Raw genomic sequence first — 11986 nt, forward strand, 5'->3', positions numbered from 1 at the left:
CCTCCGACCTGCTCTCCGATCTCCACGGCAGCGCGGAGTACCGGGCCAACCTCGTGAAAGTCATGGCAAAGCGGGCTGTCGCCGCCGCCTGATTTCCACCAAAAACCTGAAACTGGTTCGATTAAAAGGGCGGTTGAGGCCGTCCTTTTTTCGTGCAGACTTGACATGCATCAACAGGAAATGGCCTTTGGGCCCCCAAGATACATTGGAATGGTTCAAAGGTGGCGCCGATTTGCCGCAGCGGAGATCGTTGCAGCAGGCCGGCCTCAGGTGTAGCCGATTGAACGACCGCCAACGACGATGATGTCCGGGTTTTCGCCGGACAGGAGACTCCGGATGGACTTCGAAAACTTCTTCAAGAACGAGCTGGATGGCCTGCATCAGGAAGGCCGCTACCGCGTGTTCGCCGATCTGGAGCGCCAGAAGGGCAACTTCCCCAAGGCGACCCGCTACACGGCCGAAGGCCCGAAGGACGTCACCGTCTGGTGTTCCAACGATTATCTCGGCATGGGCCAGAACCCTGAGGTCACCGAGGCGATGAAGCTCGCCATCGACCAGTGTGGCGCCGGTGCCGGCGGCACCCGCAACATTTCCGGCACCAACCACTACCATGTCCTGCTCGAGCAGGAGCTGGCCGACCTGCATGGCAAGGAATCCGCGCTGCTCTTCACCTCCGGCTACGTGTCCAACTGGGCGGCGCTTGGCACGCTCTGTTCCAAGATCCCCGGCCTCATCTGTTTTTCGGATGCCGGCAACCACGCTTCGATGATCGAGGGCATCCGCCATTCGAAATGCGAGCGCGTGATCTGGAAGCACAATGACCTCAAGGATCTCGAAGCCAAGCTCGCTGCCGCCGACCCCAAGGCGCCGAAGCTGATCGCCTTCGAATCGGTCTATTCGATGGACGGCGACATCGCTCCCATCAAGGACATCTGCGACCTCGCCGACAAATACGGCGCGATGACCTATCTCGACGAAGTCCACGCTGTCGGCATGTACGGCCCGCGCGGCGGCGGCATTGCCGAACGCGAAGGCCTGATGCACCGCCTGACGGTTATCGAAGGCACGCTCGCCAAGGCGTTCGGCGTGATGGGCGGCTATATCGCGGCCTCCACCGCGCTCTGCGATTTCGTGCGCTCCTTCGCCTCGGGCTTTATCTTTACGACGTCACTGCCGCCTGCCCTTGCCGCCGGCGCGCTCGCCTCGATCCGCCACCTCAAGGACAGCCAGATCGAGCGCTTCGCCCATCAAGAGCGCGTGCGCAAGCTGCGTGCGGCGCTTGACCGCAACGGCATTCCGCACATGCCGAACCCGAGCCATATCGTGCCGGTCATGGTCGGTGACGCTTCGAAGTGCAAATGGATTTCGGACCTGCTGCTCGACAATTTCGGCATCTATGTCCAGCCGATCAACTACCCGACCGTGCCGCGCAAGACCGAGCGCCTGCGCATCACGCCGACGCCGCTGCACACCGATGCGGATATCGAGCATCTCGTCGGCGCGCTGCATTCGCTGTGGTCGCGCTGCGCGCTGGCCCGCGCCGTCGCCTGATAAGCGGACAAACCTGAATGTTTCAGATGAGCCCGGCGGCCACCCGCCGGGCTTCTTCGTCTGCGGCAAAGACATCGTCCATGGACGATGCCGGCGGCAGGTGGATCAGCGTGTCCATGACCTGCTCGGCAATATCCGCCATCGACAGGAAACCGATCCGCCCGCCGACAAAGGCATGGAAGGCCACCTCTTCTGCCGCATTCATGATCGCGCCCTGCAACCCGCCGCGTTCCAGCGCCGTGCGCGCAAGCCGGAGCGCCGGGAAGCGCGCCTCGTCCGGCGCCTCGAAATCGAGCCGCGACAGCTTTGCGAAATCCAGCCGGTCGACATTGAGCGGCGAGCGGGTCGGATAGGTCAGCGCATAGCCGATCGCCGTGCGCATATCCGGCGCACCGAGCTGCGCCAAAACCGATCCGTCGACATAGCCTACCATGGAATGGATGATCGACTGCGGATGCACCACCACTTCGATCTGGTCGGGCCGGACGTCGAAGAGATGTTTCGCTTCGATCATCTCCAGCGCCTTGTTGAACATCGAGGCGCTGCCGATCGAGATTTTGAGGCCCATCGACCAGTTGGGATGGGCGCGCGCGATATCCGCCGTCACACCGGCCATCTGCTCGCGGCTCCAGGTGCGGAATGGCCCGCCCGAGGCTGTCAGCACGATGCGTTCGACGGCGTGGCGCTGGTCGTCCTCCAGGGCCTGGAAGATCGCGCTGTGCTCGCTGTCGACGGGAATGAGCCGCCCGCCGCCCTCGGCAACGGCGTGAACGAAGAGATCCCCGGCCGAAACCAGGCATTCCTTGTTGGCGAGCGCGATATCCGCACCCTTCTTGGCCGCGGCCAGCGTCGGCGCAAGGCCGGCGGTGCCGACGATTGCCGCCATCACCCAGTCCGCATCGCCGGAGGCCGCCTCCATGAGCGCGGCACGCCCGGCCGCCGCCTCGATGCCGCTGCCGGAAAGCGCATCCTTCAATGCGCCGTAGCGGCCCTCGTCCGCCGTCACCACCAGCTTCGCGCCGCAGTCCTTCGCCTGGGCGGCCAAGAGCTCGACATTGCCGTTGCCGGTCAGCGCAACGACCTCGTAGCGCTCGCGCCCGCCGAGCTGGCGCACCACGTCGAGCGTGCTGGTTCCGATCGAGCCTGTCGAGCCTAAAACGGTGATGCGGCGCGTCTGCCGCGCATCGAGAGCCATGGTGCTTTCCGCGCTTTTTAGTGTTCTGTCCTTGGCTCTACAGGCGAAAGACGCCAGCAACAAGCCGGTAATGGCCAATCGGCGCGGCGGAAAACCGTCCCAGTTCCGGTCTTGTGGAACCCGCCGCTTGACCTTTTCACCCGGACAGCCATAACGTCCCCGCAACGTGCCTTTATGCCCGACGCGATTGGAGAAATCTGTGCATCGACGCCTGAGAGTTTGGACCCTCGCCTGCCTCGTGCTTGCGGCAGCAGCTCCGGCCTATGCCGACGAGCCGGTCCCCGGCGGCCTCGGCGGCGCCTGGCTTGCCGAAGATATCGGCGGCAACGGCGTCATCGATGATCTGCAGACGACGCTGGAGATCAAGCCTGACGGCTCCTACGGCGGCAATGGCGGCTGCAACACCTATCGCGGCAAGCTGAAGGTGCAGAACGGTACCATCGCCTTCGCGCCCGCCGCCGCGACGCGCAAAATGTGCGCCCCCGCCATCATGGACCAGGAACAAAATTTCTTCGATGCGCTCGGCACCGTGACGTCGTGGAAGCTCGAAAACGGCATCCTGCATCTCACCGGCAAGGAAGGCGCGCCCGCCATCCGCCTTTCCGGCCTGAAGAACAGCACCGACATCGTCATCCGCCTGCCCGGACCGGAACAAAGCGTGGCCCGCGAGACGATCAGCTACCAGTGTGACGCCGACCAGCGCGTCGTCGCCGAATATATCAATGCCGGCGCCAATGCGCTCGCCGTGCTGAAGATCGGCGAGGAAACGCTGATCGCCGCCAATGTCATGGCCGCCTCCGGCGCCAAATATGCCGGCGGCCGCTACGAATGGTGGACCAAGGGCGACGAGGCGACGCTCTACGACCTGACCAAGGGCGAGAACGCACCGGGCGTCAACTGCCGCAAGACCGGCTGAGCCCGAAGGGCTTTCCGGTCCAGCGCTGGCAATAGGGAGACAACCGCATGCCTACATTTCATGTCGGCCAGAAGGTCGTCTGCATCAACGACCGTTTCAAGAACGTCTCGATCGACCAGGGCATCCGCAAGGGCCAAATCTATACGGTCCGCTGGGCCGGCAACTACCGCCATTATGTCGACGGCGATTTCTACGGCATCAAGCTGATGGAACTCCACCGCGGCAATGACGACGGCCCGGAAGGCTACGGCGCCGTCGACATGCCCTTCCGTGCCAGCCGCTTCCGCCCGCTGGTTTCCGATCGCATCAAGAGCATGCTCGGCATGAAGGCACCACCGCCAAAGAAGGTCGTCAGCAAGCCGTCGATGATTCCCTCGGTGCGTGCCAAGCCGCGCGTGGTGACGCCGGAACGCGAGAAGGAAGACGTCTGATTTCCGGAATGGTGATCCCGCCGCGATTCGAACGCGGGACCCCAGATTAGGAATGCGACCGTATGGCCGCATTTCCCACGCGATACATGGCGCCATGTGCCATTCATGCGCCATTGGTGGAGAACAGAGCGCTGGCAATTCCGTCCATCGCCGCCTTGTGCGCCTCGCTCGGGAATAGGTGGCCATAGCGGTCCATCGTTACCGCCAGAGACGAGTGCCCGGCGAAGGTCTGCACGGTCGTCGGCGTCAAGCCTGCCTCGATCCAAGTCGAGATAGCGAAGTGACGCAAGGCGTGCCAGCCAAAACGCTTGAAATTCTTCCCGCCTTGGCCAGCATCGGCAACGACCTTCGAAACGAGAGGGTCGAATATGCGCCGGCGCATGTTGTTGTGGTTCTCGAAGTTGCCGTGGCCGTTTGGAAAGACGAGGTTATCGTCCTTGTTAAAAGCAGTCTTGAAGCGCCACTTCTTAAGCTCGGTAACGATCGCCTGCCCCAAGGGGATTCCCGGAGACCTGCCCTGCTCTTGGTCGTGTCCTCGTTACGCTTCCTATCGACGCGCGTCTCGATTGTCGCGGTGCCATGGTTTAGATCGAGATGCCGCCAGCGCAGCGCATACATTTCTGAGGCTCGAACACCAGAAGCGGCGGCGAAGATCAACCGTACCATGAAGTCGCCCTCGGAAGCTTTCAGCAAAGCCACCATGGCTTCCTTGCTCGGTGGGACGATCTTCCTTGCGTCCTCGTTCCGCTTCCCTACGACGCGGACGCCGGCGGCGGCATTGATTGCGGCAAGATCGTTTATAACGGCGTTTTTGAGGACGCGCGACAACGTGCCTAGGATCTGGCGCGTCGTCGCGACGCCGACGCCGAAATCGCGCAGGCTGTCGCGAAACTCCCCTACCCTGCGTGCCGTCAGTTGGGCCAGCTTCAGTTCTCCGATGCCCCCGCTGAAGTTTACGCGCTTGCGTTTTGTTTTGCGGTCGATGCCCCATTCTGCCTTCGGGGCGATATAGTTCCAAAGGTGCCCGCCGAGGTTCTGCAGATATTCGGCCGTGACCTTCTCGCCCCTGTCGTGGCGGCCCTTCATGAGCTTTTCGAAATCCTCGCATACCTTCTTGATGGTCGTTGTGGCGACCTCCGAACGAAAGGCGCCAGAGCGTACTTGCCCCTCCACCTCCACGCGGCGGGCCCCGGCGTCTCGCTTTTTCTCAAACTGCTCTAGGTGCCGCTGGCCACCGGCATCCATGAAATTCAGCACCCAGGCTTCATGGGTGCCGCTCTTATTCGTCCATTTCCGCTTACGGATAGTCGCCATTCTGACCCCTACATCTTGATGGCGCATGAACCGTATTGCGCCTTCTACTTCCGTTCAAGGTCCTGCATCCATGTAGTGAGCGAGGACTTGCGCGCAGCGACAGTACCGCCGAGCTTGAACGATGGGATAATCTCGTCATAGACGAGGCGGTAGACTTGGCGTCGGGTCACGCCGAGATAGGTTGCGATTGCATCCCCGCCCATCAGTAGGTCACCCTGCGCGACGTCTCGACCCTCGCAAAGGTGACGACCGGCGCCGTGCTCTGCGCCAAGACCGGCCAGTCCTTCCGCGCTGCCTCCGATAACGCCAAGCTCTTCGCGTCTGCAACCGAGGTCACCAACAATCTCGGATGGAAATTCAATTCGTTCTCCGTCGGCCTGGACAGCCGGTGCGTCAATTCCGGGCCGACCTTCGTGACGTTTAACAGTGAAGACCGCGCCCTCTACGCATTGCGCGAACACTTCATCGGCGCGACGAATACGGATCTGATCTACACGGACGCTCAGGCTCTTGCCTGCAGCTACCCGGACAATACCCGCGGTGGACATCCCGACCCGGCTGAAGAGTTCGTCTGGCAGTGGATGCGCCGTGACTGGCAGCTGAAGCCGCACAACATGACAGAGACGTCATTCTACACCGTCGCCATGAACCACGCGAAAACGGACGGCCTGGCGTCCGAAGTGTTTCTCGGCGACGGTCTGTCACGGTTCCAAAGCATGTGCGACGTCTTCCATGCTGCGGTCTCCGGGCTCAACGGAACCGCGCCGTCGACCGTGGGCGTCGGCAACACCGACCCGATGATCGCCGACTGGATTGCGATGGATCATGGCCAGGCGGATGAGGCCGCCGCCACCAGCGACTACACGCTGCGGATCAACAATTTCGGCGTTGCGGTACAGGCGAAGTTCAATGCGAAGTGGGGACAGACGGCAACAGCCTTTTTCACCATGACGCAGGTTGGCGGCCCCCGCTATGGCACCACCGACATGGTCTGCGCGCAGCAGCAGGGCGACATGATGCTCGACATCACGACCGCCTCAAAGAACAAGTTTCTTGCTGGTGTGTCCTGGGAGGGGCCGAGCTTCTACGACATCCCTGATGGTTCTGCGCATCCCAACGTGCCGAATAGCGCGGCCCTGCCGACCCCCATCCCGCCGGACGGCCACCTTACGCTTGCGGGAAATATCCTGCTGGCGATCCGGCATGCCGTCGTGGCGCACTACGTGAACCGGGGTGAGTATTACTTCCTGCCTTTCCCGATGGACGGCTATTTTGATGGCAAGTTCTGGGTGATCCCGATACCCAACAAGTTCTCGCCGCTCGAACTGTCGAAGATACCGATCGGCGTCACCATGGCCTTGCTCGACAACCTCGGCGTTTCCTTCCGCACGCCCGGCCGGGCGCTGAACCCGATCACGACCGCGCGCATAGTTCCGGGCAAAAACTACACCCTTGAGGGCGCCTGCGAATACGATTTCGGGACCTTTGGCAGCACGGTATGCCGCTTCGGCGATCGCGATACTGCCAACGGGCTGTACGGGTTCGTCAACCTTCGCGACAGCTTTGAGGTCCCGAACCTAAAGATCGAATTGCCGATGACGGCCAATCAGACGGTCTACGCCGGCGGTTATGTCGATAATCCGCATTCGGTCCCCAACAACGGTCATGGCCGCTACCTCGAAGATATCCCCGAATTCAAGGGGCGGCCGAAGCTCGGCAACCCCTGCATTCGGCGCACGATCACCATGCACCCCATCACCGACATCCTTAAGGAGCACTGCCGTGGGCGTTTTTCCCTTCAAGCAGTTCACGGGCGTCAACAAGCGCGCCGTGGCGACCAAGATCATTCCGGCTATCAAAAGCGTGCCGCTGCTTGCCTGGGGGCAGGCGGGCGGCGGCGGCGATGGCAACATTCCAAAGATCAGCCGCAATCTCGCGGACCGTTCGAAGATGCTTGTCGTCGGAACGCCTTAGCTGCCGGCATCCGGTGTCGCACGCTTTAAGGGCGCGACGAACTTCCTTCAGTCCTCGGTCTTGGAGACAGACGAGTTCACCTTTTTTGCCCTGGCGCGCAATGCGGACACATCAGCCGATAACGACCATACCGGTACGCAGATGGGCTCCTACGGTGGAGCCGCCATCTACGGCTGCCTCGTCTATTAGCAAGGGTCGAATGTCCTCCGTGCCCAGGTCGTCCAGGGAGGCACCACCACGCGCTCCGTCAGTCTGACGGTTGCTGATCCCGACAAATGGAACCTGTTTCGTGTCGAGTGCAAGATGACGTCGGGCACGGCCGGGACACTCACCATCTACAATGACACGGACGGCACCTCGGCGACTGTCACCATTACGGCGGCCCTCACGCGCGGCGCGTTGCCGATCGCGTTTGGTTCGTCGCGCAGCCTGACCTTCAAGGGCGATAGCGATATGAGCCACTGGTCGTTGTTTTGCGGCATCGATCAGCCTGCCGAAATAATCGCGCACCGCGCCCAGGTGCTCGCTATCGCCGCCGATATGGGCATTGTCGAGAACACGTAGCAATCACCAACTAAGCCGCACAGTGAGTGGCATCCCACACCACCCCGCAATCGCAAAGAGTTCCGCTTCGTCGCGCCCCACCCAAGTCACTCTCCACTGCTTGCCGTGCGCCTCGTACGGCAAGCAGTGCTCTTTACATTGTAGCGCTTCGGCAATCATTTCCGACGATATGAACGATGTCCCTTCGCGGTAGAGGACTTTGTCAGTCGCCGGCCTTCCAATAGGAGCCTGCGCGTTTAGAGCGTCCGAGAAACTAAACATCGCCATGGTGACCTCTGACATCTGGCGGCATTGAAAAATCGATTTGATGACGGTTCTCGCGCGTGTCGTCGTCGCGGTCGTTTCCGTCTGCGCGAGCGAAGACCGTTCGGCGGATGCCTACCGGATATTCTTGGACGAGGTGGAGCGGCGCCTAAACGAGCAGAGGTTTCGCTCCGTGGATGTCAGCGGAAGCGCCTGAACCCTGCCGGTGGCGACGCTAGCGCGAATATTGCTTGGCGCGCTTCCGATATGTCTCATTCTTGGGATCAAGCCGGGCAGCCTCTTTGAACGCGGCGCTAGCTTCGCCGAAATCGCCTAGGCGGAGATGGCTGAGGCCCGCGCCGTAGTGGCCTTTCGCTTGGAGCGGCCATTTCTTGACCACTTGCGCATAAATTTGAAGCGCTTCCTTGTTCGCATCCATATGCCGCAAACAGTTTGCGTGAGACATGAAGAAGTCGATAGAGGTACCGCCGGAGCATCGGGCCGCACAGAAGTACGGATAAGCTAGTTCCGGCTCTTTCATGCCTAGATACGCCTCTCCGACGAGCCAGTTGCACTGGTCAGAAGTGGGGAGGATTTTCAGTGCCTCGCAGCCCGATTCTATGGCTTCTGGCCACCGTTTGGCGGCGTGCATCTGATGGGTCTGGAAGAACAATTCTGCAAACCTCGGGCGTTCCAGCATGCCGCCGAATTCCGGCATGTCCGGGATCGTGTCGAAGTTATCAACGAAAGCCTCAAGGAAGGGGATGAGGCGCCCTTTCTTGTTAAGGTAGTTCTGAGGGCCATGCAGGACCTGCTGCATAGATTTTACCTGCACAGTGGGCAGGTGGAATATCCGGCTCAGGGAATAGGCATCGACAGCATCCCTTTCCCCGAAGATGGTGAACACGCGGATTCCCGTCGATGCGATCAGCGGCGCCAGATCCGGGTAGGTAACGACCGTTCCCTTGTCCATAAGCTTTTCGCTCCGGCTTGCGGGGAAGTGAAGTTCCGTCTCCCAAGAGAAGGCGAGGACTCGGGCGCCGAGCAAGCAACCAAAAAGCACAGCCCCATAACCGCCCATGCTACCGCCGACTGTGTAAATCTCGTCAACGCCGAGGTGATCCGCCCAAGCCCTGATGCTTCGGGCCGTTTCCTCAACAGTCTCCCCGAGGCCGGGAACGCCTTGCTGATACCAAGAGCGGCGGTGGTTGACGAAAATGCGGTGTGTTTTGACTGCGTTGCCGGCGTTCCAGAAGTTATAAATCCGTGGCGGTGCGCCGGTTGCCGTAAGGTAGATGACGAGCTTGTTGGAACCTGGCTCCGGGACTACCTGAAAGTGGTCTCCATCAAGCGCTGTTGGCCCGTGATGTGGCATGTCCATGTTGACTCTCCCTCCTCGCTTTAGGTCATTCGATCTAACTGAAACCGCGCTAGATCGTCCATAGCGAGCCCTGCTGAAAATACCCGAAAAAGGAAACCACTATGCGACTTTGGGGCGGCGCCGCTGTGCGCTTATAAAGGCTTCGGTACGATCGGGGCGAGCCGATGTCGAGCGGCTTCAGGCATCTCCCGGCAATGCGCCTGGGCCGGAAGCCGCTTAGGGCTTACCGCTGGTACGCAGCCAATTTCTTCCGGTACGTTTCGTTTGACGGTTGGATCGCAAAGGCCGCTTCGAAGCAAGCCAAGGCCTCTGCAGGCTGTTTCATGTTGAGATGGCACAAGCCTTTCCCGTAGTGGGCGCGATGCTCATCTGGATAGGCCTCCGCAACCGCCGTGTAGATCTGGGAGGCTCTTACCGGGTCGCCCATGGCCCGCACGCACCCCGCAAGCAGAACTTTTATCCTCGCGGTCTCGTCAGTCGAATCCCGAGCAAGCGCCGCCGCAAGGCTCGCGTTCTTTAGGGCCTCAACGTTTTTCTTCTGCTTGTGCTGGGCAAGGGCAACCATGTACCTGCCGTAATCTGATGTCGGATGAAGATCGAGCGCGCCGAGGCCGAGGTTTTCTGCAATTTCCCATTCACTCCGCTTCAGTGCCTGAAGCGTTCTCAGGTAGGCTTCTGGGAACCCGGGCATAGTCAGCACCGATCCATTCGCTGGCAGCTGCGGAAACGCCCGATCATTTATCAGGCAAGAGAGAAATTCTGGCAGCAGTCCAAGATCGCGGATGAACCGTGCGGGTGCGTGGTCGACGCCGATGAGTGTCGTGATTTCGAGGTTACTTGCCCCGACTAGGTTTGCGGCACAGTAAACGTCAATGGGGTCCATTTCGCCGATATACAACGAAATCGGCTTTCTGGATTCTCTGATTAGAGGGCGAAGGTCTGGAATCACCAATGGCGTACCGGGGTGGATGTGCGAGACACTTCGTGCGGCCTCTATACCCAGTTGCGTCTCAGCGGCAAACGATAGGACTCGGGCATTAAGCAATGCACCAAATAGGATGGCCGCATATCCACCCATCGAGCCGCCGCACGTATATATGTGCCGAGCGCCAAGATGACTGACCCATCGCTTCAGACTGGTCACGGTTTCTTCGATCGAACAACCTAAGCCGGGCACACCGTTTTGGTACCACTCGTTCGGTCCGTTGTTGATGAATATCTTGTTGCAAGGAAGGTTTGATCCTTCCCTCCAGAAATTGAATATGCCTGGTTTGGCGCCGGTCGCGGAGAAGAATATAACGACCTTGTCAGAGCCTGCCATCGGCACGATTTCGAATGTCGCGCTCTTGAGCGGGCCGGGCGTCGAGCTATGGACATTCATGTTAGCGCCAGCCTTTCTAATTAATCAGGTCAATTTGCGGTTGCCAACCTAACTAGCAAGCACCCACATACGCATCAAGCCTGCCTGCCGACGCCAAAGTAAACAGAAGGAAAAGCATAGCTATTTATGTGAGATAAGGTTGGCCGCAATAGCTTGCGAAAGCACAACATATCCATGGTCTGTGGGGTGAAGGTTGTCACGCCTAAAGTTGCCACAGATTATCGCGTGCCCCGCACAAGTGAGTTCCTTCTCATCTATTTCCAGCACCTTGATCAGATCGTCACCGCTAAACCGCGCTCTAAGAAGGCTGTTCACCTCTTGCCGGTCCGTGTCTCGGAACATGTACCCTTCGCCGCGCGGAAGAATTGGCAGCACGAGTATTTTTGCGGCGGGCCAAAGCTTCCGCATCACGCCGACAGCCGCTTCGATGCCGGACGACACCCCGCAAGGTTCGGATGTCCGGTCGCTTAGGTTATTGGTTCCGATTACGAGAAGAATGTTTTGGGGCAAAACCTTCGGCGCATGGTTCTGAAGGCGCCAAAGCAGCTCTTGCGTCCGCTCGCCACGCACGCCGTAGATTTTTACGGCTTGGCCGGGAAAGTCTGTGATGGAGGACTCCTTCCAGTTCGCGGCTATGGAATCTCCGACGATGAGCAGTCCAGCAGGACCGGATAGCCTTTCAGAATTGCGCGCGGCCTTCAGCTTGCCCGGTGTCTGCTCAATGACCGGGGTTGTCGCAACGGCTACCTGCAACTCATCGCACTTGTCTTGCGACGAGGCGGCGGAAGGGACGAAGCCGGCGAAGAGGCTTAACGACAATATTAGAGCGCGTGAATTGAGCAACATGCTCATAAGTACCGGACGAGCTGTCCCTAAACAATAAGGAAATCCCATGAACCGCAGCCCATTCTATGCGTCGGCGCGTCCGGCATCTTCGGCGCGTCTCTCAGCCAGGCCCGAGTGCAGGGCGTCGAAGCCATCCTTGACGAGGCAGAGAGGCGAGGGAAGCCGCTCCAGCACCTCGCCTACATCCTCG

Annotated in this window: 11 protein-coding genes; 5 read left to right on the forward strand and 6 right to left on the reverse strand. The window is 60.2% G+C overall.

Annotated elements, in window-relative coordinates:
- Window positions 1-336 precede the first annotated feature (336 nt).
- Window positions 337-1551: a 5-aminolevulinate synthase gene (gene hemA / locus ACOZKU_RS02985; RefSeq protein WP_421577593.1), complete on the forward strand. Its 1215-nt coding sequence runs from the start codon at window positions 337-339 to the stop codon at window positions 1549-1551.
- A 22-nt stretch (window positions 1552-1573) separates the two neighbouring features.
- Here the strand turns inward: hemA and dxr are convergent, their stop codons facing one another.
- Complete coding sequence (dxr, locus tag ACOZKU_RS02990) at window positions 1574-2746, reverse strand: 1-deoxy-D-xylulose-5-phosphate reductoisomerase (RefSeq protein WP_421577594.1); 1173 nt, start codon at window positions 2744-2746, stop codon at window positions 1574-1576.
- Window positions 2747-2945: 199 nt separating this feature from the next.
- Here dxr and ACOZKU_RS02995 point away from each other — a divergent pair, with 199 nt between their 5' ends.
- A complete protein-coding gene (locus ACOZKU_RS02995) occupies window positions 2946-3662 on the forward strand; it encodes an META domain-containing protein (RefSeq protein WP_421577595.1) in 717 nt (238 codons plus the stop codon).
- A gap of 47 nt (window positions 3663-3709) precedes the next feature.
- Window positions 3710-4093, forward strand: coding sequence for a CAP-Gly domain protein (locus ACOZKU_RS03000; RefSeq protein ID WP_421577596.1), 384 nt, complete (start codon window positions 3710-3712; stop codon window positions 4091-4093).
- Window positions 4094-4196: 103 nt separating this feature from the next.
- On the opposite strand, the gene ACOZKU_RS03005 is transcribed toward ACOZKU_RS03000, so the two are convergent.
- Window positions 4197-4589, reverse strand: a complete 393-nt coding sequence (locus tag ACOZKU_RS03005; protein WP_421577597.1) for a tyrosine-type recombinase/integrase — start codon at window positions 4587-4589, stop codon at window positions 4197-4199.
- Window positions 4590-5451: 862 nt separating this feature from the next.
- Window positions 5452-5610, reverse strand: a complete 159-nt coding sequence (locus tag ACOZKU_RS03010; protein ID WP_421577598.1) for a helix-turn-helix domain-containing protein — start codon at window positions 5608-5610, stop codon at window positions 5452-5454.
- A 39-nt stretch (window positions 5611-5649) separates the two neighbouring features.
- Here ACOZKU_RS03010 and ACOZKU_RS03015 point away from each other — a divergent pair, with 39 nt between their 5' ends.
- Window positions 5650-7410 (forward strand): hypothetical protein, encoded by a 1761-nt coding sequence (locus tag ACOZKU_RS03015; protein ID WP_421577599.1) that lies wholly within the window; start codon window positions 5650-5652, stop codon window positions 7408-7410.
- A gap of 274 nt (window positions 7411-7684) precedes the next feature.
- Window positions 7685-7945, forward strand: coding sequence for a hypothetical protein (locus ACOZKU_RS03020; protein WP_421577600.1), 261 nt, complete (start codon window positions 7685-7687; stop codon window positions 7943-7945).
- A gap of 478 nt (window positions 7946-8423) precedes the next feature.
- On the opposite strand, the gene ACOZKU_RS03025 is transcribed toward ACOZKU_RS03020, so the two are convergent.
- The 3 genes from ACOZKU_RS03025 to ACOZKU_RS03035 form a co-directional block, all read right to left on the reverse strand.
- Entirely contained in the window at window positions 8424-9569 is a 1146-nt protein-coding gene (locus tag ACOZKU_RS03025; RefSeq protein ID WP_421577601.1) for a tetratricopeptide repeat protein, read from the reverse strand.
- A gap of 223 nt (window positions 9570-9792) precedes the next feature.
- Window positions 9793-10950, reverse strand: a complete 1158-nt coding sequence (locus ACOZKU_RS03030) for a tetratricopeptide repeat protein (protein WP_421577602.1) — start codon at window positions 10948-10950, stop codon at window positions 9793-9795.
- 120 nt (window positions 10951-11070) lie between these two features.
- Window positions 11071-11796 carry a GDSL-type esterase/lipase family protein gene (locus ACOZKU_RS03035; RefSeq protein ID WP_421577603.1) on the reverse strand — a complete coding sequence of 242 codons (726 nt, stop codon included), beginning with the start codon at window positions 11794-11796 and terminating at the stop codon, window positions 11071-11073.
- Between the last annotated feature and the right edge of the window lie 190 nt (window positions 11797-11986).

It is taken from the genome of Shinella sp. M31, from assembly GCF_049199205.1.
Classification (GTDB): Bacteria; Pseudomonadota; Alphaproteobacteria; order Rhizobiales; family Rhizobiaceae; genus Shinella.